Annotated in this window: 23 protein-coding genes; 10 read left to right on the plus strand and 13 right to left on the minus strand. The window is 71.9% G+C overall.

Features of this window, described 5'->3' with window-relative positions; all coding sequences use genetic code 11:
• The first annotated feature begins 7 nt into the window (after positions 1–7).
• The 3 genes from ABT354_RS20555 to ABT354_RS20565 all read left to right on the plus strand — a co-directional run bounded on the left by ABT354_RS20555 (position 8) and on the right by ABT354_RS20565 (position 3311).
• Positions 8–586, plus strand: a complete 579-nt coding sequence (locus ABT354_RS20555) for a fascin domain-containing protein (RefSeq protein WP_351495763.1) — start codon at positions 8–10, stop codon at positions 584–586.
• Between the two features lie 292 nt (positions 587–878).
• Positions 879–2252: a cation:proton antiporter domain-containing protein gene (locus tag ABT354_RS20560; RefSeq protein ID WP_351495765.1), complete on the plus strand. Its 1374-nt coding sequence runs from the start codon at positions 879–881 to the stop codon at positions 2250–2252.
• 177 nt (positions 2253–2429) lie between these two features.
• Positions 2430–3311 carry a lytic polysaccharide monooxygenase auxiliary activity family 9 protein gene (locus ABT354_RS20565; protein WP_351495767.1) on the plus strand — a complete coding sequence of 294 codons (882 nt, stop codon included), beginning with the start codon at positions 2430–2432 and terminating at the stop codon, positions 3309–3311.
• Between the two features lie 168 nt (positions 3312–3479).
• Here the strand turns inward: ABT354_RS20565 and ABT354_RS20570 are convergent, their stop codons facing one another.
• The 3 genes from ABT354_RS20570 to ABT354_RS20580 form a co-directional block, all read right to left on the minus strand.
• Positions 3480–5465 carry a S8 family serine peptidase gene (locus ABT354_RS20570; RefSeq protein WP_351495769.1) on the minus strand — a complete coding sequence of 662 codons (1986 nt, stop codon included), beginning with the start codon at positions 5463–5465 and terminating at the stop codon, positions 3480–3482.
• 11 nt (positions 5466–5476) lie between these two features.
• Positions 5477–6841, minus strand: coding sequence for a S8 family serine peptidase (locus ABT354_RS20575; RefSeq protein WP_351495771.1), 1365 nt, complete (start codon positions 6839–6841; stop codon positions 5477–5479).
• A 176-nt stretch (positions 6842–7017) separates the two neighbouring features.
• Positions 7018–7974 carry an NAD(P)-dependent oxidoreductase gene (locus tag ABT354_RS20580; protein WP_351495773.1) on the minus strand — a complete coding sequence of 319 codons (957 nt, stop codon included), beginning with the start codon at positions 7972–7974 and terminating at the stop codon, positions 7018–7020.
• A gap of 71 nt (positions 7975–8045) precedes the next feature.
• Between ABT354_RS20580 and ABT354_RS20585 the strand changes: the two genes are divergently transcribed.
• On the plus strand, positions 8046–8438 hold the full coding sequence (locus ABT354_RS20585; RefSeq protein ID WP_351495968.1) for a MerR family transcriptional regulator: 393 nt from the start codon (positions 8046–8048) through the stop codon (positions 8436–8438).
• A 128-nt stretch (positions 8439–8566) separates the two neighbouring features.
• Here the strand turns inward: ABT354_RS20585 and ABT354_RS20590 are convergent, their stop codons facing one another.
• Genes ABT354_RS20590 through ABT354_RS20610 form a run of 5 tightly spaced genes read right to left on the minus strand, consistent with a single transcriptional unit; the run spans position 8567 to position 12821 of the window.
• Positions 8567–9397: a histidine kinase gene (locus tag ABT354_RS20590; protein WP_351495775.1), complete on the minus strand. Its 831-nt coding sequence runs from the start codon at positions 9395–9397 to the stop codon at positions 8567–8569.
• 53 nt (positions 9398–9450) lie between these two features.
• On the minus strand, positions 9451–10092 hold the full coding sequence (locus ABT354_RS20595; RefSeq protein ID WP_351495778.1) for a hypothetical protein: 642 nt from the start codon (positions 10090–10092) through the stop codon (positions 9451–9453).
• A gap of 50 nt (positions 10093–10142) precedes the next feature.
• Positions 10143–10814 (minus strand): hypothetical protein, encoded by a 672-nt coding sequence (locus tag ABT354_RS20600; protein WP_351495780.1) that lies wholly within the window; start codon positions 10812–10814, stop codon positions 10143–10145.
• Between the two features lie 48 nt (positions 10815–10862).
• On the minus strand, positions 10863–12350 hold the full coding sequence (locus tag ABT354_RS20605) for a hypothetical protein (RefSeq protein ID WP_351495782.1): 1488 nt from the start codon (positions 12348–12350) through the stop codon (positions 10863–10865).
• A 60-nt stretch (positions 12351–12410) separates the two neighbouring features.
• Positions 12411–12821: a hypothetical protein gene (locus tag ABT354_RS20610; RefSeq protein ID WP_351495784.1), complete on the minus strand. Its 411-nt coding sequence runs from the start codon at positions 12819–12821 to the stop codon at positions 12411–12413.
• A 455-nt stretch (positions 12822–13276) separates the two neighbouring features.
• On the opposite strand from ABT354_RS20610, the gene ABT354_RS20615 reads away from it, so the two are divergent.
• Entirely contained in the window at positions 13277–14269 is a 993-nt protein-coding gene (locus ABT354_RS20615) for an alpha/beta fold hydrolase (protein WP_351495786.1), read from the plus strand.
• Positions 14270–14350: 81 nt separating this feature from the next.
• Here the strand turns inward: ABT354_RS20615 and ABT354_RS20620 are convergent, their stop codons facing one another.
• The 5 genes from ABT354_RS20620 to ABT354_RS20640 form a co-directional block, all read right to left on the minus strand.
• Positions 14351–15109: an iron ABC transporter ATP-binding protein gene (locus tag ABT354_RS20620; protein ID WP_351495789.1), complete on the minus strand. Its 759-nt coding sequence runs from the start codon at positions 15107–15109 to the stop codon at positions 14351–14353.
• Positions 15106–16155: an iron chelate uptake ABC transporter family permease subunit gene (locus ABT354_RS20625; protein ID WP_351495791.1), complete on the minus strand. Its 1050-nt coding sequence runs from the start codon at positions 16153–16155 to the stop codon at positions 15106–15108. Before ABT354_RS20625 ends, ABT354_RS20620 begins: the two co-directional genes overlap by 4 nt.
• Positions 16148–17110, minus strand: a complete 963-nt coding sequence (locus ABT354_RS20630; protein ID WP_351495793.1) for an ABC transporter permease — start codon at positions 17108–17110, stop codon at positions 16148–16150. The genes ABT354_RS20625 and ABT354_RS20630 overlap by 8 nt, the downstream gene beginning before the upstream one ends.
• Before the next feature lie 166 nt (positions 17111–17276).
• The gene (locus tag ABT354_RS20635) at positions 17277–18230 is read right to left on the minus strand and encodes a siderophore ABC transporter substrate-binding protein (RefSeq protein ID WP_351495794.1); all 954 of its coding nucleotides are present in this window, start codon (positions 18228–18230) and stop codon (positions 17277–17279) included.
• Positions 18231–18408: 178 nt separating this feature from the next.
• Positions 18409–19059 (minus strand): class I SAM-dependent methyltransferase, encoded by a 651-nt coding sequence (locus ABT354_RS20640; RefSeq protein ID WP_351495796.1) that lies wholly within the window; start codon positions 19057–19059, stop codon positions 18409–18411.
• Positions 19060–19272: 213 nt separating this feature from the next.
• Here ABT354_RS20640 and ABT354_RS20645 point away from each other — a divergent pair, with 213 nt between their 5' ends.
• The 5 genes from ABT354_RS20645 (at position 19273) to ABT354_RS20665 (ending at position 24878) form a co-directional block, all read left to right on the plus strand.
• Positions 19273–20730 carry a hypothetical protein gene (locus ABT354_RS20645; protein WP_351495798.1) on the plus strand — a complete coding sequence of 486 codons (1458 nt, stop codon included), beginning with the start codon at positions 19273–19275 and terminating at the stop codon, positions 20728–20730.
• Between the two features lie 106 nt (positions 20731–20836).
• Positions 20837–22159 carry an AAA family ATPase gene (locus ABT354_RS20650; protein WP_351495800.1) on the plus strand — a complete coding sequence of 441 codons (1323 nt, stop codon included), beginning with the start codon at positions 20837–20839 and terminating at the stop codon, positions 22157–22159.
• Between the two features lie 89 nt (positions 22160–22248).
• Positions 22249–23478: a vWA domain-containing protein gene (locus tag ABT354_RS20655; RefSeq protein ID WP_351495971.1), complete on the plus strand. Its 1230-nt coding sequence runs from the start codon at positions 22249–22251 to the stop codon at positions 23476–23478.
• A gap of 212 nt (positions 23479–23690) precedes the next feature.
• Positions 23691–24311, plus strand: a complete 621-nt coding sequence (locus ABT354_RS20660) for a class I SAM-dependent methyltransferase (RefSeq protein ID WP_351495803.1) — start codon at positions 23691–23693, stop codon at positions 24309–24311.
• 21 nt (positions 24312–24332) lie between these two features.
• On the plus strand, positions 24333–24878 hold the full coding sequence (locus ABT354_RS20665) for a TrmH family RNA methyltransferase (RefSeq protein ID WP_351495805.1): 546 nt from the start codon (positions 24333–24335) through the stop codon (positions 24876–24878).
• Positions 24879–24991: the final 113 nt, after the last annotated feature.

Genomic DNA, 24991 nt, shown 5'->3' on the forward strand with positions numbered 1-24991 from the left:
GGAAGACATGAGACGCCTGACCGTCACTCTTGCTTTACTGCTCTCCCTGCTGGGCATCACCGTGCTGACCGCGCCGTCGTCAGGCGCCCAGGCGCGGACCGCGCCGTCCGTACCAGCGGGGTGGACCGCTGTCGAGGGAAGTGACGTATCGACCAACGCGGTCTACGCACTCCGGTTCATCGAGAACAATCTGCATGTCTCCGCCGAACTGGGCTACAGCGGTGCGGACCATGCGACGCTCCGCGCCCGCGCCTCGCTCATCGGCCCCTGGGAGCGCTTCGAACTGCTCTGGCAGTCCAGTACGTCCTCCTACGTCCTGCGGGCCGTGGAGAACGGCCTGTTCGTCTCCGCCGAGATCGGTTACGGCGGCCCGAGCCACGCGATCCTCCGGGCCCGTGCCTCCGCCGTGGGGCCCTGGGAGCGCTTCGGCCTGCTGTACAACGCGAGTCTGGGGCGCTACGTCCTCCAGTCCAAGGCGAACGGTCTGTTCGTCTCCACCGAGCTGGGTTACGGCGGTGCGAGCCATGCCGTGCTCCGGGCCCGTGCCTCCGTCATCGGCCCCTGGGAGCAGTTCGTCTTTGTCTGATCGGCTTTGTCTGATCGGCTTTGTCTGATTACCCATCGGACGACCTCTCGACCCGCCGGGAACCGCTGGTGAGGCGGGCCGGCCTCCGAATGGCGACCCCGGGCCGCCCCGGGCCGCCCCGGGCCGCCCAGGTCGATCGCGCTGCCGCGCGGCTGACTCCGCTGCGGCAACCAGGGGAAGGCCCCGGAGCGTCACCCCGGTCCGTCCGGGCGTCGGGCGCAAGCTGGCGCGATGGACGGCATGCGGCCGACCGCCCGGAAGGGCGGGTGCGGTTCGTCCGGGAGGAGGAACGGTGAGCCCATGGGCCGTCGTCGCGGTGAGCGCGGTCGTCGCGGGTTACGCGGCGGTGTCGCGCCGGCTGGTCCCGACGGTGGTCTCCGGGCCGATGGTGCTGGTCGCCTGTGGTCTGGCCATCGGCCCGCTGGGGCTCGGCCTGCTCGACCGGGCCCATGACGCAGAGGTCACCCGCGCACTGCTGGAGAGCGCGCTCGCCCTGCTGCTCTTCACCGGTGCCGCGTCGGTCCGCAGGGCGGATCTGCGCAGGGAGCGTTCCCTGCCGGTACGGCTGCTGGCGGTCGGCCTGCCGCTGACCATGCTGCTGGGATGGCTGGTGGCGTGGGCGCTGCTGCCCGGTCTCGGCGTCTGGGAACTCGCGGTCGTCGCCATCGTCCTCGCCCCCACCGACGCGGCGCTCGGCCAGCAGGCCGTCTCCGACGAACGGGTCCCCGCGCTGGTCCGGCACGGGCTCGGGGTGGAGTCCGGTCTCAACGACGGAATCGTGCTGCCCTTCTTCGTCCTCGCGCTCGCGGCGGCCGGGGAAGGACAGCAGGAAGGTCAGGGCCCGCTCGCGGTCTTCCTGCTCTCCCTCGTCGCGAGCGGCGCCATCGGGGTCGCCATCGGCTGGCTGGGGGCCCGGGGGCTCCACTGGTCGGCGGAGCGCCGCCTGAGCACCCCGACATGGCGGCAGATCCTGGTCCTGACCGTGCCCGCCATCTCGTACGCGCTGTGTGCGGCGGCCGACGGCAGTGGCTTCATCGGCGCCTGGACGGCGGGCCTGGCCTTCGGCTCCGTACTGCGGGGCAGAGAGCGCGAGGCGGCACGGGACAGCGGAAGGCAGGGGGCCGGGGCGAACCATGGGGCCGAGGCGAACGGCGCCGTGGCGGCCGACGCGGTGGCGGCCGGCGCGGTCACGAGCGGCGCGGTGGCGGCCGGTGACGACCGTGTCGGTCGCGGCACCGTGTTCTGCGCCCAGCTCGGCGAACTGCTGGCCGCGCTGAGCTTCCTGCTCTTCGGCGCGGTGATCCTGGGGCCCTCACTGGAGGTGATCGACGGACGGATGGTGGGGTACGCCGTGCTCAGCCTCACGCTGGTCCGTATGGTCCCCGTCGCCGTCGCCCTGGCCGGTTCCGGGCTGCGCGCGCCCACCGTGGGCTACATCGGCTGGTTCGGGCCGCGCGGGCTCGCTTCCCTGGTGTTCGGCCTGATCGCGTTCGAGGCGGCGCTGCCCGGCGAGGTACTCCTCAGCGGAGTCGTCGTGGTGACCGTGGCGCTCAGTGTCTGTCTCCACGGGGCGTCGGCGGCGTTTCTGGGCGCCCGCTACGGCGCCTGGTACGGCCGCGCCCTGAGCCGCGACCCCGGCCTGCGGGAGAAGACCCCGGCGGCCTGAGTGCCAGCGCGGGTGATGACCCGCCCTGAGTGCCAGGGCGGGTCATCACGGAAGCCCTTGCTATTGGTATGTACCAATGCGATGCTGCTGAACAGATCACCGTCCCAACACCCCACGTACGGGGCGGTGTTGTCGAGAACCTCCCGACGTCCCCTACACGTACGAGAGTGAGCCAGCATGTCTGCCACCCGCAGCCGCATAGCCGCAGCCGCCGCGGTCGCGTCCGCCGCGACCTTCCTGTCCCTGACGCCGTCACCCGCGGCCGCGCACGGTTCCGTCTTCGGTCCCGTCAGCCGCGTGAGCGCCTGTTTCGCCGAAGGCCCGGAGACACTGAAATCCCAGGTCTGCAAGGACCTCGCCGCCGACTCGGGAACCCAGCCGCTGTACGACTGGAACGAGGTGAACATCGCCAACGCCGACGGCAGGCACCAGCAGATCATCCCCGACGGGAAGCTCTGCTCCGCCAACCGCACCAAGTACCGCGCCCTGGACTGGGCCCGTACCGACTGGCCCGCCACGGCGGTGAACGCGGGCTCCTACAACTTCAATGTGCGGGTCACCGCGGCCCACCTGGGCTCGATGACGATGTACATCACCAAGCAGGGCTTCGACCCGACGAAGCCGCTGAAGTGGTCGGACCTGGACGCGACCCCGGTGGCCACGTACTCCACGCCGCGCGCCAGCGACAACGGCCACTACCGGTTCACCGGCACCCTCCCCGCCCGTACGGGCCGCCACATCGTCTACAAGGTCTGGCAGCGCCATGACAGCCCCGAGGCGTTCTACGGCTGCTCGGACGTCGTCTTCGGTACGGGTGCCGCCGCCGCGGCCAAGGCTTCGGCCAAGGCTCCGACCGAGGCGAAGATCGATGCGGCCGCGTCGCACTCGACCGTCAGCCACAAGGGCCACGGCGGCGACGAGCACGCGCCCGCCCTGGTCTCGGCCGAGGCGGAGTCCGCCGGCTCCCCGCTGCCGGGCGCGCTGACCGCGGCCGGAGGCGCCGCCGTCTTCGCCATGGGTGCCCTGCTCTTCAACCGCGGTCGCCGCAGGACGAACTGAGCGGCTTCCGGGAAGTGTGACCCCACGGCCTGAGTCCAGGCAGGTGGGAACCGGTGCCTCCGACCGCCCGCGGGCGGTCGGAGGCACCGGTTCAGGTGTTTCCTCACGGTGGAGACCGGTGGAGGCCGGTGGACCCGCACCGCTGTGGGCCCCGGTCGGGGCCGTGGGTCACCTGCCGATGTAGGCGTCGTACACGGTCACGCTCGCCTTACCGCCCTGGGTGTCGGCGACCTCGCCGCGCAGGGCGACCGTCTTCCCCTGCGCGGGGTTCTTCACGGTGACCTTCCCCTGGGTGACGGGGGTCCGCTGCCAGGTGGCGCCGGCGTCGTAGGAGACGGAGACATCGAGGGACTTCAGCCCCGTACCCGCGGCGGGCCCCTGCACCGTCACCGGGAAGGTGACCGTACGGTCCGCCGGGACGGTGCCGTCCGGGGCGACATGGGCGCCGAACCGGACCGTGGAGAGCGGAGTGCGCGTCTCGCCGTCCGTCGCCGGCCGGGCGCTGCGGAAGGTCCAGGACCCGTCGATACGGGTGCCGACGGCGGAGACGGTGGGGCTCCGGGTCACCGAGGTGGTCAGGGTGTACTCGGCGTCGTCCGGGCCGACGGTGTAGAACTCCCAGCCGATCAGCGGGTCGGCCTTCTCCCCGATCTGGGTGGTGCCCCGGTGGAGCGTGGTCCTCGCCGTGGAGTACACGGACCGGGCGATGTTGCCCCGGCCGTCGGAGAAGAGCGGCACCACGAACTCCAGCCGGTTCCCCTGGCGGAAGACACCGTTCCGTCCCGCCATCAACGGGGAGTGCACACCGGTGCCGAGCTTCACCCGGTGGCTCGTACCCGGGGGGAAGTCCCGCTCCGGGGAGGTGTAGCCGATCTCCTCCCACCCCCGGGCGTCGAGCTGCGTACCGGACAGGGACCAGAGGTTGGTCTTCCCGTCGGTGGCCAGGTAGTGGGTCCGTGAGCCCGGCAGCGCGAAGGAGTGGTCGGAGCCCAGGCTGACGCGTTCCTTGCCGCCCAGCGCCGTGGTGCTTCCCGTCCTGCCCGGGACGGAGGCGCCGAGGACCGCGGTGACCTTCGCGAAGTCGGCGGCCCCGAACTTCCTGGTGTATCCGGTGAAGAGCCGCTTCACCTCACCGCCGGCGGCGAGGCTGTACTGGGTCGAGGCATCGCGCTCCCACTGCGCGTACAGGGCGTCCCTGAGCTGGACACCGGTGGGCCGCTCCGGACCGAGCTGCGCGGTACGGAAGCCGTCGAAGGTGGTGGAGGCATGGTCCGTGAAGGCCATCGACCGGTCACCGCTGCCGATGGTGACGGCCGCCGCGGCGCCGGTCATCCGGGCCTGGGGATCCGTGACGGTCATCTCGACGGGCCTGGTGGTGCGGGCGTCGACGGTGAGGGCGGCGTCCTTCGTCAGCGCCAGCTTCGGGTGGACCAGCCGGTCCGAGCCGCCGGCCTCGTTCCACAGGCTGGAGAAGATCGCGTAGTCGCCCTTCGGCAGCCGGAGCTTCTCGGCGCCGGTGGCGCTGCCGTTGAGGGTGACGGAGGCATCGCCCGCGCCGGAGATCTGGCGCAGATGGGTGTAGAACTCCTTGCCGGGCTGTCCGGCCCGGTCCAGGAAGTCGAGGCTCAGGTCGTACGACTCGACCTCGCGGTCCACGGAGGCGGTGGACCGCACGGTCCGGCCGCCGCCGGTCGCGGTGACGACGGCGGTGTAGACGCCGTTGTTGTCGCCGCCGATCCGGGTGTCCGCGGTGAAGGGGACGGAGGCGGTGGCGCCCGCGGGGACGGTGACCCTGTTCGCGCCGAGGGTGAAGAAGCCCGCGGGGGCGGCCCCGCCCCGGGCGTCGAGACCCTTGACCGTCAGCTCCAGGGTGACCTCCTGGGTGCCGAGGTTGCGGTAGGTGATCTCCCGGGCGACCGGCTGGTCGTCGGTGTGCGGCCACTGCTGACGGCCGAAGGAGACGGTGGTCCCGTCGGCGACGACGGTCTGCTCGATGGCACGGTCCACGGCGACCCGGCCGGTGCCCTGCTGGAAGACGGAGTACCCGCCGTCCTGGGCGGAGGCGGTCAGCGCGGCCTTGAGCCGCTCACCCGTCCAGCCGGGGTGCCGCTGCTTGAGCAGTGCCGCCGCGCCCGCCACATGCGGGGTGGACATCGACGTACCGCCTATGGAGAAGTAGCCGGCCGGGTTCTCGCCGACCTGCTCGGCGATGATGCTGCCGGGGGCCGACGCCGCGTGATGCCCACCCCGGGAGCGGTGACATCGGGCTTGATCGCCCCGTCGTGCAGCGGGCCGACGCTGGAGAAGGGGGCGATCCGGTCGGCGTCGTCCACGGCGCCGACGGTGAGAGCGGCCTCCGCGCTGCCCGGGGAGCCGACCGTACCGGCGTTCGGTCCCTCATTGCCGGCGGAGACGGTGAAGAGGACGCCCTTCTCCTTCGTCACCCGGTTGATATGGGCCTCAAGCGGGTTGATGTCGGGGCTGTCACCGGTGCCGAAGCTCATGCTGACGATATCGGCGCCCCGGCCGACGGCCCAGTCGACCGCGGCGATGGCCCCGGACTCCATGGTCCCGTTGTCGTCCATGATCTTGCCGTTGAGGATCTTGGCCCCAGGAGCGACGCCCTGGTACTTGCCGCCGGACCGGGCACCGGTCCCGGCCGCGATCGAGGCGATGTGCGTGCCGTGCCCATGGCGGTCCCGGGTGTCCGGGGAGGAGGTGAAGTTCGCCGCCCCGACCACCTGCGTCGCCAGATCCGGGTGGGTGTCGTCGACCCCGCTGTCCAGCACCGCGATGGTGACGCCCTTGCCGTCGTAACCGGACTGCCAGACCTTCGGGGCGCCGATCCGGCCCACGCTCGTGTCCAGGGTCGGGGTGTACACCGCGTCCAGCCAGACCCGCTCGATCCCCGGGACGGTCCCGGCGGCCCCGGCGGTCCGGGCACCCCCGGCCCCGGCTCCGGCCCCGGCCCCGGATCCCGCTCCGGTGAGGGCGGCCCACAGCCCGCCCGCGTCCTTCTTCGGTACGGTCACCGCGTCCGCGTCGATCGACGGCAGGGTGCGCGCCACCTTCGCGTCGGCGCGAACCCCCTTCCGGGCCCCCGCCGCCGACCGGCCCGCGTACTCGACCACGACCTTCAGGCCGTCGCGGTAGGCCCGCCGGCTCTCGGGGGTGCCGAGCCCGGTGACGTCGAAGAGCCGCCGGTCGAGCTTTCCGGCCGCGATCAGCCGCTGGGCGTCGGCCGGAACGGCATAGGTGCGCCCCCGCTCGGTCCAGCTCCGTACGGGCACCCGGTCGCGGCCCTCGCCCTGGTCGACGGAGACGACCCGGTCCCGGGCGTCGATGCCGACCCGGTCACCGGTGACCAGGGTGACCCACCGGAGCCCGGCCCCCGCGCCGTCGGCGGGGGATCCGGCGGTACGGGTGTCCGCGAAGGCGTTGGTACTGGTCATTCCGGCGACGAGGGCCGCCGCCACAAGGGCCGTGGTGACGTTGACCGCACCGCGCCCCTGTTGTCTGGTGGAGAACAAAATGGCTCCCTGCTGCACGGGGTAGGGGGGTGAGAGCCCGGGAGCGGCCCCGCTGCCCACTCCCGGCCGGGAAGAGAGAGAAGGAAGATCCGCATCCCGTTGCCCTCCGCCCCACCGATGGCCGAAAATCGACTCTCAGCCCCCTCCGATACCCCGGGCGCGGGGCGGCCGGGCCGCTACACCGCCGGGTGCGCCCCGCCTGCCGTACCCGGAGCGCCGGCCGTACCCGCAGCGCGGAACGTCTCGAAGACCGCGTGGTAGTTCAACTCCCCGTACCCGGCCGCGATCGCGCGTTCGGCGATCTCCTTCATCAGACGGGGCTGGTCGTCGGGGACACCGACCTCACGGCTGGTGCGGAGGATGTGCTCGATGGCGTTGAGGTTCATCCGCAGGGTGCCCAGATCGCCGGGGTACTCGGCACGGTCCAGAGCGGGCGCGGAGTCCTGGAAGGAGGCCGGGGAGAGCACGGTCGGGGCGAACCAGCCATAGGCGAGTTCGGCGAAGTCCGCCGCCGGCACACCCGCCGAGCCGACGAGCGCGGCGGCGTGGAACCAGCCGTTGAGCGTCGCGTACATCATCTCCAGCAGGGCGGTGTTGTAGAGGACGGCCAGTGCGGGGTCCGGGCCGAGATACCGGGGGTCGCCGAGGGCCTCCAGCGCCTGCGCGGCTCCGTCGAAGTGCTCGCGCGGCCCGCTGTAGAGGAAGACCGCGGCCGGGGTTCCGACGAGCGGCGGCGGCACCATGATCGCGCCGTCGAGATGGCCGAACCCCCGGGCGGCCGCCCATGCCGTGGCCTCGTGGGCCTCCTTGGGCGTACCGGAGTTGAGGTTCACGATCAGGGGGCGGGACCGTCCGGATCCCTCGGCGGCGGTGTCGCCGAAGGCGGCGTACATCGTCTCGTAGTCCTTGAGGCAGACGATCACGGTGTCGGCGGCGGCGACCGCTTCGGCCACCGTCCCCGCCCGGCGGGCACCCCGCGCGACCAGGTCGTCCGCCCTGGCGGCGGTGCGGTTCCAGACGGTCAGGGGGTGACCCAGGCGGAGATAGGTCTCGGCGAGGACGATGCCCATGGGGCCGAGTCCGACCACGGCGACGGGCGTACGGGGGGCGTCAGTTGACTGCTGTGCTGTCATGATCCGGAGGCTAAAGTCTCACATCGGTGTGAGAGTCAAACGCGAACATGGGTGGTGATCGGCGGATGGGGATACGGATCGGGGAGTTCGCCCGGCGGACCGGTGCGAGTCAGCGGATGCTGCGCTATTACGAGGAGCAGGGCCTGCTGCTGCCCCGGCGCGGCTCCGGCGGCTATCGGGAGTACGCGGAGGAGGACGCCGGCACCGTCCGCCGGATCCGGATGCTGCTGGCCGCCGGGCTCAACACCCGGACGATCGCGGGGCTGTTGCCGTGCACGGTCGACGACGGCGAGCGTCTGGTCCCCGCCTGCTCCGGCCTGCTGCCGGGCCTGGAGAGCGAGCGGGAGCGCATCGACCGCGCGATGGCGGATCTCCTGGCGGCCCGTACGGCACTGGACGCGCTGGTCGCGGCGGTGCCGAGGGAGGACGAGACGGGGGCGGAGGTCTGTCTGGTGGGGGCCTGAGCCTGGCGGGGGCCTGGGCCTGGTGGGGGCCTGGGCCTGGTGGGGGCCTGGGCCTGGTGGGGGCCTGACCCCGCCCCCGCCCAGCGGGACGCCTTCTCGCCCCACGGGCCACCGCCCCAGGGCCCTTGTCAAACGGCCGGCGGCTCGTTGATCTGGGAGGCGTCCGGGAGGAGTTCGGCGATCATCTGCCAGATCTCCTTGGGCAGGATCCGGGTGAGCCGCAGCGGGACGGTCGGGCCGGTGGCGTCCTCCATGACGGGTTCGGCCGGGAGGACCCGGTGCCAGTGGCCGAGGGGGCCGCAGTCCCAGATGGCGAAGCCCCGGGCGGTGAGCCCGGAACGGGTGCCGTCCTGGCCGGGCCAGGCGGCGGTCATGCGCCAGCTGCACCGGAGGTGGACGATCAGCTCGGTGAGCCGGGAGAGATCCGGCTCGTCCAGGCCGCCGGTGGCGGCGAGGGCCGCGCGGACGGCGGTGGGCTCGTCGGCGGGGGTGGCGGCATAGCCCTGGGCGGCCAGCGCCGCGTCCAGGGCGCCCAGGGTGGCGTCGACGGTGTCGAGTCCGGTGAGCGGGACCTCGGGGCGCTGGAGGTTCACCATCCGGGCCAGCTCCCAGACGATCATGTTGCGGTCGACCCGGACGTACTCCGACTCCTGCTCGTCGGGCCAGGCCTCATGCGAGAAGACATCGTCGGAGCCGACCAGCAGCCCGTGTGCCAGCTTGCCCTGACGGCCCGCCGTCTCGATCCCGACGACGACCGACGCCCCGAGCACCGTGTTGATCAGCGGCTGAAGCGCCTCGGCCAGTCTTCCGTCCGGCCAGATCAGCCCGGCCTCCCCCAGCCCGGCGACGGCCGACGCCAGCCGGTCGGGTACGGGCTCCCCCGCCGCGATGAGGATCAGAGCGCCCAGGTCGTCGTCGCCGAGGCGGAACCGGTACCGGGAGAGGTCGAAGGAGGGCATGTGCTTGGCTCGTTTCGCTGTGTGACGGGATTCGGAGGGCTGGGGGCGGGCGGTCAGAGACCGGTGCCTAGCTCGACGGCCTGGTCGCGGCCCCGGGCGAAGAACGCCCGCACGGAGCCGCCCGGGGTGAGAGTGGACCGGTCGACCCCGGAGAACAGGACCGCGAGGGCGATGTCGGTGGGGTCGGCGACGCCCTCGATGGTGAAGGCGAGATACAGCCGACCGCTCTTCATCGCGGACATGGTGCCCTTGCCGGACTGCTCGACCCGGACGGTCGCCCCCGGCCTCGCCCCCGAGGGATCCCGGGCGAGGGCGTACTGGAGCCGGTTGACCGCCCAGAGCCGGTAGGTGTCGCCCCCGTGGGTGAGATGGAGCGCACGGGCCTGATCGGTGACGCCCAGCCGGTTGCGGCTCATGGCGACCTCGTCCTCACCCACCCGCAGAGTGCCCCGGTTCAGGGTCGGCATCAGCAGACCGGCCTGCACATGGAGGCCCTTGGCGTCGTAGACGGCCGTCGGGATGTTCTCGCCCTGCGCGATGGAGCGCACCTCGTCCTCGGCGTTCCGTACGGGATAGAGGACCGACATCTCGCCCAGCTCGGGGGAGCTGCCCCGCCAGCCCTCGAAGCCTTTCGTGTAGCTGGGGTGGCGATCCCGGTAGCCGCTCAGCCGGAACGGTGTGGTGACGGTCTGCATCGTGACTCCCTGTTCGGATGCGTGTCTGGATGGGCGCTTCGGGCCTACGGTCAGCTTCCCCATGCCACGACCTGATCGCAGCTCCGGGCGAACATCGCCCGGACGGCGCCCGTCGGAGTGAGGGCGGAGCGATCCACTCCGGAGAAAATGGTGGCGAGTGCGATATCGGTGGGTCCGGCGGCGCCCTCGATGGTGAAGGCGATGGACAACCGACCGCTTTTCATCGCCCGCATACCGTTCTTGCCCGACTGCTTGACCTGAATGGTCGTCCCCGGCCTCGCCCCGGAGGGATCCCGGGCCAGGACGTAGTGCAGTGGGCCTATCGCCCGGAGCCGGTAGGTGTCGTCCCCATGGATGAGATGGAGCGCACGGCCCTGGTCGGTCACGCCGAGCCGGTTGCGGCTCATGGCCACCTCGTCCTCACCCACCCACAGGGTGCCGCCGTTCAGCGTCGGCATGCGCAGACCGGCCATCACATGGAGGCCCTTGGACTCATAGCGGACCGTCGGGATCGCCTCGCCCTCGGCGATGGACCAGATCCGCTCACCACTGTCCGTGAACCCAAAGGTGATCACGATCTCACCCAGCTCGGGGGAGGTACCGTGCCAGCCCTGAGAGCCGTTTGTGTGGCGGGGGTCGGGGTCCCGCCAGCGCTCAAAGCCCTGGGTGCGGCGGGGGTCCCGAAAGGAGTTCAGCCGGAACGGTGTCGTGACGGTCTGCATGACTCCCTGCTCGGACGCGGTACGGCGATACGGATGGGCCGGGGCGGATCAGTCGAACGGATTATTGAAGATCTTCTTCGCTCCGCTCGCGATGCCGTCCCCGACCTTGTCGAGGCCCTTGGACACACCGTCCCCTATCTTCTCGGCCGTCTTCCCGGTCCACTCCGCCGCCTCCCGGCCGGCGTTCATGATCGCCTCGCGGTTCTCCCAGGCGGTGGCACCGAGATAGGCCACGCCGGTACCGATGGCCAGTCCCGCCGTGACCGGGTTGGGCGCCACCGCCAGTGCCGTCATGGAGGCGTTGAACGCCGTACCGGTGAGATCGGTGGCGAACTTGTCCGGGTTGGCCTTGATCATGTCGGTGTTGTACGTGGCCAGGTTCGCCACACCGTAGATGGTCGCCCCAGCGCTGCCGACAACGGTCATACCGCGCATCCAGCCGGCCGCCTTGGCGGCCTGCCCGAGCCCGCCGTTCTTGGCCGCCGTGACCAGATTCGCCTGATGGGCCTTGGGGATGACGTACTCATTGGTCCTGGTACGCCAGTACGCGCCGAACTCGGCGGCCAGGTCGGAGCCGTACATGGCACGCGCCAAATTCGGCGGGACCCTGCTCAGCAGGCTTCCCGGCTGAGCCGAGGCCAGCCGGGGGTTGACCACCCGCGCGGCCAGGGTACCGGGGGCGCTCATCGGTACCCCGGTCTTGAGGTACTTGTGGAGCTTGTGACTCCACATCCCGGAGGCGTACAGCGCCTGGGCGACCATCACCGCCTTGCCCGTACCCGCCAGATACGCGGTAATCGTCTTCCCCAGCTGCTCACTGCCGGTCAGCCGGGTGATGCCCTCGCGCTGGAGCCGCTTCAGATAGTCGTCGAGGGTCTCGTTGTCTTTCATCTCCACAACGGAGGCGAGTTCGGTCCGGACCTTCTTGGCCTGGTCGTCGGAGGCGGCGATCTTCCCCGCGTCGCCGTTGAAGCCGCCCGCCGTGGCGTCCCTCTTGTCGCCGCCCGCGTCCTTGACCACCGCCTCCAGGTCCCTCTTGAGGTCCTTGTCCGCGTCGTCCACGAACGTGACCCGGTCGCGGAGGTGGTCCTGCCAGCTCTGGACAGCGGTCTGGATCTCCTTGGCGTGACCGGGGTGGTTCAGCGCCGTACCGCGCTCCTGGGCGCTGAGCCGGTCGTAGTCGTAGGAGACATGGCCCTGTTCGGAGACCTTCATCCCGGCCTTGACGGCGTCGGCCCGGCTGGACTCCAACTGCTTCTTCAACTCGGTGAACTGGGCGTGCGCGTTGCGCAGCAGCACCGCCGTGGCCTTGGCCTGGGTCTGGGCCGCCTCGTACTCGTAGCGGGTCGCGGCGAAGTTGGCCCGGGCGGCGTTGGCGCTCTCGCCGAGCCAGGCACGGTCCATGGTGATCTTTTCCACGCTGTCCCGGTAGCGCTTCTCCACCTTGGCGAGCTCGTTCGCCGTGTCCTGCCACTTGTCCGCGGCGGCGGAGAGCCCGCCGAAATCGGCCGTCATGACATCGTGATACGTCAGCATGGTGGTCCCCCTCGGGAGCTGCCCGGCGCCCGCGTCGGGGGCGTACCGGGCGGCGGCGGTCTAGTACGTGTCGAGCTTCGACTGGACGGCGCCGATCCGGGCCTTGCGCTCGCCATCGGTGGCCTGGAGGGTGCCCGCGGTCGCGCGCAGCGCGCCCTTCTCCCCGGCGAGCCGCCCCAGCAGCTTCTTGACCTGCCCGTCCCAGGTCTCCTGAACCGTCTTCATCCCGGCGGCGGTTGCCCAGCCGTCGAGACCGCTCATGACCTTGCCGTTGGCGTCGTCGGGCAGATCGCCGGCCTTCTTGGTGCCGGGCTCCAGCTCCGATTCGATGGTGGCGGCGGCGGAGCGCTTGGCCGCCGGTGTCGACGCCAGGTCCGGGGTGCCCCCGCCCGCCGCCGACGGGCCCTCCGGTGCGACCCGGTTCAGCTGTACGGACTGCTCCCCGGCCGCGCCGGGCGCGGCACTGTCCACGAATACCATGCTGTGATCCCCGTTGTTCCGGCTCTGGTTCGCCACCGTCCATGTGCCACGGCCGATGGCCCGTTCCCGCGTTCACGCCTGGCCGATTATATGAACCGAACCGGGGGTGTGCCGTGGCGAAGGGGCGGAGGCCGGGTGATAACCCGGTCGTCGTGAGGGGTCGGGGTACGGGCGCGTCGGATCCGGACACCGGGACCTGTCGGTTCTCTGTGAATCCGCCCCCTTCCGTGCCGATCACCCGCACCCCTCGCCAGACTCGGTGCGCCCGGGGCACCCGCCCCGGCGCGGCCGGACGGCAGGGAGGCACGGCGGTGGACGGCGGTACGGGGAGCAGAGGCGGTACGGGGAGCAGCGGGGAAGAGGGCCGGGCGGAGCGCGCGGACCGGTCGGCGCGGTCGGGACGGCGGGCGGCGTCACGGCGCGGAAGGATGGTCGGGCGGCGTGCCGTGTTACGCCGGGCGGGCGCCCTGACCGGTGGGGCCACGGCCACCGTGGTCGCGGGGAGCGGTGTCGCGAGCGCGGCGAAGGGAGGCGCCCCGAAGGGAAGCACGGCGGGCGGGAACACGGCGGAGGGAGCGGGGAACGGAAGCCCGATCCGGGTGATCCCCGTACCGGAGCAGGCCGCCGCGCGGCAGGGAAGTGTGGAGGTGGACGGGGCGCGGCTCGTGTACTGGGACACGGGTGGCGACGGTGCCCCGGTCGTCCTGCTCCACCCCGCGAGCGGAAGCGCGGAGAGCTGGCCGTACCAGCAGCCGTTTCTCGCGCGGGCCGGGTTCCGGGTGATCGGCTACTCCCGGCGCGGGGCCGCCGGTTCCGGGCACGGGGACCCGGAGCGTCCCGGTACCGGCTCGGGGGATCTGCTCGCCCTGGCCGACGCGCTCGGGCTGGGCCGCTGCCATGTGGTCGGGGTCGCGGCGGGTGGCGGGATCGCCCTCGACCATGCCCTCCGGTATCCGGAGCGGCTGCGCTCCCTGACCCTCGCGGGCAGTGTCACCGGGGTCCAGGAGCCGGAGTACCGGGCGCTGCTGGCCTCGCTCCGCCCGGCCGCCTGGAACAGCCTGCCCGCCGCGTTCCGGGAGCTGGGCCCCGCCTACCGGGCGGCCGACCCCGCCGGCGTTGCCCGCTGGGTGGAGATCAACCGGCGGGCGGTCGCGGGCCGCCCGCTGACCCAGCCCCACGCGGTCCGCGCCACCTGGGCCCACCTCGCGGCGCTCACCGTACCCACCCTGCTGCTCTGGGGCGACGGTGATCTCTACACCCCGCCGCCCCTCCAGCGGCTGCTCGCCGCGCGGCTTCCCCGGGTCAGGACCCAGGTCCTGGACGAGTGCGGCCACAACGCCCACTGGGAGCGCTCGGACCTCTTCAACCCCGCCCTGCTGCGCTTCCTCAAGCGGCGGCCGACGGCCCGGACCTCGGAGGCCCGGACCCCGGCGGGGTGAGGAACACGAGGGTCACGGCCGACGGCCGGCGGCCTGGTCTCCTCGGCGGAGGGGTCGGCAGGGTCGACGGTGGGGCGCGGGTCAGCGGTAGTAGACCGCCGTGCGCCTGCCGTCGACCTCGTGGACCTGGACCGGGGTGTCGAAGACCTCGGTCAGCACCTCGGGGCGCATCATCGCGTCGACGGTGTCATGGGCCGCGACGCGGCCGTCGCGGAGGGCGATGATGCGGTCGGAGTAGGTGGCGGCGAAGTTGATGTCATGGACGATCAGGACGACGGTCTTGCCGAGTTCGTCGGCGGCCCGGCGCAGCTGGGTCATCATGCGCACGGAGTGCTTCATGTCGAGGTTGTTGAGGGGCTCGTCGAGCAGGACGTACTGGGTGTCCTGGGCGAGGACCATCGCCACATAGGCGCGCTGGCGCTGGCCGCCGGAGAGCTGGTCGAGGTAGCGGTGCTGGAGGTCGCCGAGGTGGAGGAAGTCGAGGGCGTCCTCGACATGGGCGACGTCCTCGCGGGTGAGCCGGCCGCGGCTGTGCGGGAAGCGTCCGAAGGAGACCAGTTCCCGTACGGTGACCCGCGCGGTGAAGTGGTTCTCCTGGCGGAGGATGGACAGGGTGCGCGCCACATCCGCCGACTTGGCCCGGTGGACGTCGAGACCGTCGACGGTCACGGTGCCCGAGGTGGGCTCGGTCAGCCGGCCGATGATGGTCAGCAGGGTGGACTTCCCGGCGCCGTTGGGGCCGACGAGTGAGGTGACGCCGCCCGCCGGGATCTGTCCGGTGACCGGGCCGAGGACGGTCTGGTCGCCGTATGCCTTGCGGATGTCGGTGAACTCGATCACAGGGTGCCCTTCCGGAGGAGATGGACGAGGAAGACCGCCCCGCCGACGAATTCGATGACGACGGTGAGCATGCCGGAGGCGTAGAAGACGTGCTCCATGATGAACTGCCCGCCCACCAGGGTGAGCAGCCCGATGAGGAACGCCATCGGGAGGACGACGACATGCCGGTGGGTGCCCGACATCTGGTACGCGAGCATCGCGGTGACAAAGCCGAAGAAGGTCATGGGCCCGGCGAGGGCGGTGGACATCGCGATCAGCAGGGAGATCAGCAGCAGCATCAGCGACAGCTCGCGCTTGTAGGCGATGCCCAGATTGGTGGCGGCGTCCCGGCCGAGGAGCAGGGTGTCGAGCCGGTAGCGGCGGCGCCAGATGATCACGCCGACGACCAGGCAGACGGCGCCGGCGAGCGGCAGATAGGAGGCTTCGGCGCTGCTGAGCCGTCCGAACAGCCGGGCCGAGAGGACGTCGTACTCGGCGGGTGAGAGCAGTCGTTGCAGGAAGTCCGAGAGGCTGCGGAAGGCGAGGCCGAGCACCACGCCGACGAGGAGCAGCACATGGAGGCTGCCGCCGCGTCCGGAGAAGAGCCAGCCGAAGAGCAGCATGGTGAAGCCGACCATCAGCAGGGTCTGGGTGACCAGCTTGGGCATGCCGTCCGTGGCGGCGAGCACGCTGCCGCCGAACGTGGCGACCAGCAGGGTCTGCATCAGGATGTAGACGGAGTCGAACCCCATGATCGAGGGGGTGAGGATCCGGTTGTGGGTGATGGTCTGGAAGACCACGGTGCCCACCGCCTGGGTGAAGGCGACGACGACCATGGTCCCGAGGACGGTCAGCCGGCGCTCGAAGGCGAAGTCGAAGGAGCCCTCGATGAAGAGGAAGAGGAAGCAGAAGACGGAGAGGGCGACGAGGGAGGCCAGGATGGCGAGCCGTACGGCGACGGGGATGCCCCGGCGGCCGGCGGCGGCGCCGTCCCCCGTATCCCGCGTATCGCGCGTGGGGGCCGGGACCGCAGCGGGGGCCGGGGCCGGGGAGCGGTTCTCAGACATGGGCCTTCCCTCGCTGACGCAGGATCATCACGACGAAGACGACCGCTCCGACGGCGCCGAGCACCACGGTCGCCGGGATCTCCAGCGGGAAGACGACCAGCCGTCCCACGAGGTCGCAGGCGATCATCAGGGCGACGCTGCTGAGCACCACCCACGGCAGATTGCCGCGCACGTCGTCGCCGCGGGCCATCGAGACCAGATTGGGCACGATCAGTCCGAGGAAGGGGATGAACCCGACGACGACCGTGGTCACGCCTGTGGCCAGGGCGACCATGACGAGCCCGGCGAACATGATCCGCCGGTAGGGCAGCCCCAGGCTGGTGGCCGTGTCCCGGCCGAGCCCGGCGATGGTGAAGCGGTCGGCGAGCAGATACAGGACGACCAGGATCGCCCCGACCGCCCAGAGGGGCTCATAGGTGCCGCGCACCACGGAGCTGAATCCGCCGGAGCGCCAGGTGGCGAGCATCTGGAGCAGATTGGTGGACGAGGCGATGTACAGCGTCACCGCGCTCACCAGGGCGCCCAGCATGATGCCCACGATCGGCACGATGACCTGCGACTTGAGCGCGATCCGGCCGAGGACGAGCAGAAAGACCAGGGCTCCGGCGAAGGCGAAGGTGCTGGCGGCGGCCATCTTCACCAGGGGGGAGGCCCCGGGGACGAACAGGGCGAGCAGCAGGACACCGAGGGCGGCCCACTCGCTGGTGCCGGTGGTGGTCGGCTCGACGAATCGATTCTGCACCAGCATCTGCATGATCACGCCGGAGACGGCCATCGCGGCGGCGGCGAAGATCAGGGCGAGTGTGCGGGGCACCCGGGAGACCAGGAACATTCTCCTGGCTTCGGGGTCGGTGAACAGCGCGTGCAGGTCGATGTCGTATCCGCCGATGAACAGCGAGGCGATGACCAGGGCCAGCACACAGAGCGTGGCCAGCGCGAGCGGGAGTCGGCGCATGAGGCTTCCGGGGCGGGGGGATCCGGCACGACCCCGGGCGGGGGGCCCGGGGTCGTGCCGGTGTGGGTGGTTCGGGCACGGGGCCGCCCGGCGTGAGGATCGCGCCCCTGTCGGAGCGTCCTCGTAGCGGAGTGTCCCCGTGCCGGAGGGTTCCCGTACGGGAGGGTCAGCCGGCCGCGTTGAACGACTTCGCCACCGCGTCGAAGGCGTCGGTGTACGCGTGGATGCCCTCGGTCAGGTAGAAGTCGCCCGGCAGGTAGATGACCTGGTCCTGCTTGCGGAAGGTGGTCTTGTCCCAGGCCTCCATGCCGTTCACCAGCTTCTCCGCGGCGATGGCCTCGGTGCCCGGCTCGGCGCCCACGGCCGCGTCCCGGTCCAGCACGATCAGCCAGTCCGGGTTGAGCTTGGCGATCGTCTCGGGGGCGAGCCCGGAGTTGTCGTGGACGGAGGTGCTCTCCTCGCCCTCGGCGCTGAGCACGTTCTTCAGGTTCAGCGGCTGGGTGAGACGCCCGATCCGGCTGGCACCGTTGTCGATCTTGCCGGCGCTGGCGACGCCGAGGAAGACGCTCTCGCCCTTGGTCGCGCCGACGGCCGCGGCCTCCGCCTTGTCCAGGGCGGCGACGATCTCCTTGGCCTTGGCCTCCTGGCCGAAGATCTTCCCGAGCGTCTCGGTCTGGGTCTTCAGCGAGGCGACATAGCCGCCCTTGGCCTCGTCGGACGGGGAGACATCGACCGTCTTGGTGATCTTGGAGAGCTTGTCGTGGTGGTCGCCGAACCGGTAACCGCCGACGATCAGATTCGGCTCGGCCGCGTTGAGCGCCTCGAACTTGGGCTCGCGGTGGGTGCCGACGTCCTTGATGGAGGAGTCGTTCTTCCAGTCGTCGAAGCCCGCCGGCAGCAGCTGCTTCGGCACCGCGACCGGCTTCACGCCGAAGGCCTTGAGGGTGGCGAACGAGGTGTTGTCGAGCGCGGCGACCCGGGTGGGCTTCAGGGGGACCTCAAGGTCTCCCTTGGCCGTAGCGACGGTGATCTTGCCCTCGCTCTTGCCCTTGTCCGAAGAGGTGCCGGACTCACCGCACGCGCTGAGCACCAGCCCGGCGCAGAGGACCGAACCGGTCACGACTATGGTCTTGCGAAAACGGACAGAACGCACGGTGGATGACTCCCAGGACAAAGGGCAGACCGCGCGCAAAGCAGCGCGACTGCCAAGAAATCGCTACTTCGCTTAGCCTAACCTAACCCTCTTCGGGGGTTAGATGCGGGGTACATGTGATGGGTGAGGCGGGGAGCGACCCGGGTCAGATCCTCGCGATCACCGCATACCGCTCATCGGACACCGCCCTGCCCCACAGCTCCGGGTCACCGGCGAGGTCCTCCGCCCGTACCTCCGCGACCAGCGGACGGACGGCGTCGAGGAGATCGGCGGCGGTGACCCCGCCGTTCCACGGCAGGGCATCCGCCCCGGCCACATACGGGGTCCCGCCCCCGGCCTGCCGCCATCTCCCCTCGACCAGGACGAGCGTGCCTCCGGGACGGAGCCGCGCGGTCCACGCCCGCAGAGCGGCCCGCGGATCCGGCAGGGTCCAGAGCAGATGACGGCAGACCACCCCATCGAACCGCTCCTCGCCCGTGGGCGGCGCGGCGGCGTCCCCCACGAGAAAACGCCCGCCGAGCCCCGCCGCCGCCAGCTTGGCCCGCGCGCTCCCGACCATGCGCACGGCCATGTCGACCCCGGTCACCCGATGCCCCGCACGGGCCAGCAACAGGGAGAGCGACCCCGTACCGCACCCGACGTCCAGCACACTCGCGGGCGCGTCCGGCACCCAGGAGGCCAGCCGCTCCGCCCACGCCCTACGGGTCGTCTCCCCCCGAAGCCCATGATCGGGCTCGTCGTCGAAGCCGTCCGCGGCGGCGTTCCAGTAGGCGGCGATGGCCGCAGGGTTCGTCATGAGGTGATCGTCCCCGGTGCCACTGACATCCCCCGGACAGCTGCCGGGGAGTGGCGAACTCCCCGGTCGGGCGGGTCCGTCGGGCGATGACCGCGGTTCGGCGGGGACACCGGAAATATCTGGCGGTGCGGGCCTCCCGCGGGTAGGCTCCCCGGCGATGACCATTCACTCCTTCTTCAGAATGGGGGTCCCTACCGCGAACGGTGAGTGCTGATGCTCACTGAGATCGCGGATGGGGATGCCCTCCGTTCCTTCTGGCCGCGCGTGCGTCGATTCGCCGTGCCGCCTTCCATGATCGAGACTGCGACCGCCCGCCGTGCCGCCGGTGACTGGGCGGGGGCGTGTGCCGCCGCGGGAATCGATGTCGACCTCCAACCACGTTCCCTGGCCCTGACCCATGGCCGGGAACTCGCCGCCCGGGTACGGGCGGATCTCCGGCGGCTGGCGCCGGATCTGCTGCGGTGGCACATGCCGAGGGTCGCTCCCGACGGGCTGGTGCGGCCGGGGCTGACCATCGCACTGGCCCGGTACGACGGTGCCGCGCGGGACGGTGTGCGGCCGGTGTTTCTGGTGGTGCGGACGCCGCCCGCCTGGGCGGCCGGGGGGCAGCGGATCTCGCTCGCGCTCTGGGACAACTCCCGCCCCCCGGAAGGGGCGTGCCGCCATCCACGGCCGCGTCCGCACCGGCGGTTCCGGTTCGATCTGCACCGCCATCTATGGGACGCGGAACGCGCCGGTGAGCTGCGGACACGATCCCTGGGCGGCGGACCGCCGCCCGCCCGGGCCGGTTCCGGGACCGACTTCGGGACCGACTTCGGGACCGACTTCGGGACCGACTTCGGGACCGACTTCGGCGAACCGCTGCCACCGGGGTGTGCCGTCGAACGGTGGGCGGCCGAGGCCGCGTTGCTGCTGCGGGCCGAGGGGCGGCCGCCCGGTGCGGTCGCCGTGGCGCTCGGGGCCGGACGACGGCTGATCGTCGAGCCGGTGGCGGACGACGACCGGGCGCTACGGGTCGTCGCCGACGCGCGGGGCCGGGCGGCGCGGCTGCCGGTGCTGCCGGACGCGGCGACCTGGGCCCCGCCCGATCTGGAGCTGCTGCGCACCGGGGCGATCACCCCGGGCCGGTTGCACCCCCTGGTCGCGGCGGCGCTCGTACCGGAGGACACCGCGACCGTCGCCGAGGGCATCCGCGCGTCCCCCCAGCACGACACGGACGAGGCGGACGACGCGCGGATCGTCGAGTGCCGGGGCGCCCGGCACCGGATCGGCCTGGTCGACGGGGTGTTGACGGCGCTCGACCACCACCCCGACGAGATCCGCCGGGAGGAGCTGCTGGTCGCGCTGACCGGCACTCCGCTGCCCTGTCTGCGCGTGATCGACCGGGCGCACCGCACCCCCGAGTGCCTCGAACCGGTCCGTGAACGGCTCGCCCACGGCGATGTCTCCGGAGCGCTCGCCGCCGTCGAGGGGCTGCTCGGCCCCGGGGCGTCGCTGCGGGACGGCGCGCTGCGTGACGCACTGGAGACGGCCGCACTGCGGCGGATCCGGTACGGGCTGTTCCGCGCGGGATTCGATGAACCCGGCCCCGAGCTGCGGCGGGCCGTCCCGTCCGGCGATCCACTACCCGGCAACCGCCGCTTCCGTCCCCGCAGGGCGGCCATGCGCTGAGCCAGGGCCCGGCCCCGGGCCCGGCCCTGAGCGACGCGTACCGCCCCGTACGCCCGTACCCCCGTACTCCCTGCCCTTTTCCTCTGACCTCCTCAGGTGATCACCCATGCCCGGAACCATCACATCCGCCCTGCCCGCCGCGACCAGCACGACCGCGACACCCGGAACAGCCGCGACACCCGGGGTATCCGGAACACCCGGGGCACCCGGAACTCCCGGTCCGTCCCAGCTCGATGTCGCGGGAGAGCTGCTGGCCCTGCTCCGCGACACCACCACCGAGCCCCGCCCCGACCTCCAGTTGGAGGCCCTGACCCTGACCGTCGCCGCCGATCTGCCCGTCCTGCTGTGGGGGGAGCCGGGCATCGGCAAGACCGCCGCGCTGACCCAGCTCGCCGACTCGCTCGGTCTCCCCCTGACCACAGTGATCGCCAGTGTGCACGAGCCGTCCGACTTCTCCGGGCTGCCCGTCGTCGGGGACGATCCCGCCGAGCGCGGAGTCCCGATGGCCCCGCCGCAGTGGGCGGTCCGGCTGGTCGAGGCCGGCCGGGGGCTGCTCTTCCTGGACGAGCTGTCCACCGCGCCCCCCGCCGTCCAGGCCGCCCTGCTCCGGCTCGTCCTGGAACGGCGGATCGGCACCCTGCGGCTGCCGCCCGGCATCCGGATCGTGGCCGCCGCCAACCCCCGCTCCTCGGCGGCCGACGGCTGGGAGCTGAGCCCGCCGCTGGCCAACCGGTTCGTCCATCTCCACTGGACCCATGACCCCGAGGTGGTGGTGCGCGGACTCGGCGGCACCTGGCCCCGGGCGACCCTGCCCCGGCTCGACCCGGAGCGGCTGACCACCGCCGTCGACCGCGCCCGGCGGGCGGTGTGCGGACTGCTCACCGGCCGTCCCGCGCTGGTGCACCGGCTGCCCAGCGGGGAGGCCCGCCGGGGCGGCGCCTGGCCGTCGCCCCGCAGCTGGGAGATGACCGTACGCCTGGTCGCCTTCGCGACCGCCGCGGGCACCTCCCGCGATGTGCTCTCCCTGCTGGTCCGGGGCGCGGTCGGGGACGGGCCCGGTCTGGAACTGCTGGCCGCGATGGACCGGCTGGACCTGCCCGACCCCGAGGCGCTGCTCGCCGACCCGGCCGGGGTGCCGCTGCCCGAGCGCGGCGACCTCCGGCAGGCCGCCCTGGAGGCGGTGGTGGACGCGGTCCACCGGCGCCCGGAGCGGTCCCGCTGGGACGCGGCCTGGGCACTGCTGGTCCATGCGATGGAGACCGGGGCACCCGATCTGGTGGTCGTCCCCGCGACCACCCTGGCGGGGCTGCGCCGGGACGAGTGGGACGTTCCGGAGTCGATCGAGCGGCTCGCCGGGGTGGTGGAGCTGTCCCGCCGCGCGGACCGCGCCCATGCCCGGGTGACCGGAGCCGCGGAGGGCCGCCGATGAGCGCGCGAGCCCCGTACCCACAGAACGACACCGGCACCCCGCAGCCGCACGACGGCACCGGCGCTCCCTACCCGCACGACGGCGCCGACATGCCGGGCGCCCTGGACCGGGAGAAGCTCTTCGCCGCCCGTCTGCACGCCGCCCGCGCCCGCCCCTATCTGGCCACCGCGCTCTTCGCCCTGCACACGGTGGAGTCACAGCGGGTGTTCACCATGGCCGTCGACCGGCACTGGCGCTGCTATGTCTCCCCCGACTTCGTGGACCGGACCCCGGTGGAGGAGTTGGCCGGGGTCTGGGTGCACGAGGTCAGCCACCTGCTGCGCGAGCACCATGACCGCTCCGACCGGGTGGCACGGGAACACGGGCTGGACAGCGCCAGGGACCGGCTGCGGATGAACATCGCCGCGGACTGCGAGATCAACGACGACATCTACGGAGAGGGGCTGGCCTTCCCCGAGGACGCCGTCACCCCCTGGTCCCTGGGGGTGGAGCCGGACCTGCTGATGGAGGAGTATCTGCGCCGGTTCCAGCTCGGGCGGCGGACGGACGACTTCACCTGGCTGGACTGCGGCAGCGGAGCCGACGGCCGGGAGCGCCCCTGGGATCTGGGACCGGACGGCGCCGACGGCCTCAGTCCGCAGGAGCGGGACGGGGTCCGTTTCCGGGTCGCCCAGGGCATCACCGGGCGGCCGGGCAACGCCCCGAAGAGCTGGCAGCGGTGGGCGGAGGAGGTGTTCCATCCGCCGCAGCCCTGGCGGGAGCTGCTGGGCGCGGCGGTCCGCTCGGCGGCCTCCGCGCCCGGCGCCGGTGAGGACTACAGCTACGGCCGCCCCTCGCGGCGCTCGGCCGGGGTGCCGGGCGTCGTCCTGCCGAGCCTGCGCCGCAGACCGCCCCGGGTCGCCGTGATCATCGACACCTCCGGTTCGGTCAGCGACGCCGAACTGGGCGGGGCGCTGCTGGAGGTCGCCGCGATCTCCCGGGCGGTGGGCGGGCGACGGGATCTCGTCTCCGTCCTCTCCTGCGACGCGGCGGCCGGGTTCGCGCGGACGCTCTGCGAGGCGGAGGGGATCACGCTGACCGGGGGCGGCGGAACGGATCTGCGGGCCGGCTTCGCCCGGGCGCTGGGGGCGCGGCAGCCGCCCGATGTGGTGGTGGCGCTGACCGACGGCCAGACCCCCTGGCCCGAGCACCCACCGCCGTGCCGGACGGTGGTGGGGCTCTTCGCCCGGCCGTTGCGGAGGGGGCGGTACGACGAGGAGAACCCGGAGTACGAGTCGTACGGGCCGCCCGCGTGGGCCCGGGTGGTGGAGATCGGCTAGCGCCGGCCCAGGGGCCCGGCCGGTGCCACCCGGGGGCTCCGGCGCGGCCCCGGGCACGACCCCGGCCACGACCCTCGGCGCGGCCCCCGCCGGTGCCCCGCCGGGGGCCGTCCCCTCGCCGGGCAGGTGACTCCTGGTGAAACGGTAAACTGGCGCGGCACAGCGACTCCCTCCCTCGATCACTGTGCGTAACCGGCGAGGAGTTGATCGAGGTGGCCGAAGAAGGCCGGCACTACTTCACGGCGGATCCCGATGTGGCCTCCCGCCCCGGCACGGTCGGTGTCCGCCTGGACGATGTCCAGCTGGAGCTGAGGACCGATTCCGGGGTCTTCTCCCACTCACGGCTCGACGCCGGTACCAAGGTGCTGCTGGAGAACGCCCCCCTGCCCAGGAACCGCGGCGACATCCTCGACCTCGGCTGCGGCTACGGCCCCATCGCCCTGACCTTCGCCTCCCGGCGCAAGCGTCTGCGTGTCTGGGCGGTCGACGTCAACGAGCGCGCCCTCGGCCTGGTGCGGGAGAACGCGCAGACCGCCGGGTTGGGCAATGTGACCGCGTGTACGCCCGACGAGGTCCCCGACGACACCGTCTTCGGCACCATCTACTCCAATCCGCCGATCCGCATCGGCAAGCCGGAGATGCACGCCATGCTGCTGCGCTGGCTCCCCCGCCTCCAGCCCGGCGGCTCCGCCTATCTCGTGGTCCAGAAGCATCTGGGCTCGGACTCCCTGGCAAAATGGCTGAACGCGCAGGGCCTGCCGACCACACGGCTGCTCTCTCAGCGCAGCTACCGCCTTCTGGAGGTCCAGAAGCCCAGCGACCTCCCCCAGTGAATTCCTAGCGGATCGAGAGACATGCACCAGCTCAGGGGAACCGAACTCAAGCGTCTGCACCGCTCCTGGAAGCGGCAGAGTTCGTCGCGGATCTCGCTGCTCCTCGAAGGGGTGCAGTCCCCGTTCAATGTCGGTGCCATCGTGCGGACCGCCGCCGCGCTGGGGGTGGAGCGGCTCTACATCGCCGGGAACACCGCCTCGCCGGCCAACGCCAAGTCGCAGAAGATCTCCATGGGCACCGACCGCTATCTGGACATCCAGAGCTTCGAGGGGTCGGCCGAGGCCGCCGCGCGGGTCAAGGCCGATGGATACCGGCTGATCGGGCTCGAACTGGCCGACCGGGCCGTACCGATCCATGAGGCGGACCTCTCCGAGCCCACCTGTATCGCGGTGGGCAACGAGGACCACGGTGTCTCCCCGCTGCTGCTGGGCCTCTGCGACGGCGTGGTCTTCATCCCGCAGCTGGGCCGGGTCGGCTCGCTCAATGTGGCCACCGCGCTCGCCCTCGCCTGTTACGAGGTCCGCCGCCAGGAGTGGACCGCGGACGGCGCACCCGCGACCGACTGAACGGACCGAGCGGACCGAGCGGACTCAATCGTCCAGGAGTGACGTTCAGGAGTGAGCGGGTACGCCCGGGGTAGGCGAGACGCGTCGTACGGAGGACACACCGTGCGGCACGA

The organism is Streptomyces sp. NPDC000594, assembly GCF_040299965.1.
In the GTDB taxonomy this organism is placed as follows: Bacteria; Actinomycetota; Actinomycetes; order Streptomycetales; family Streptomycetaceae; genus Streptomyces.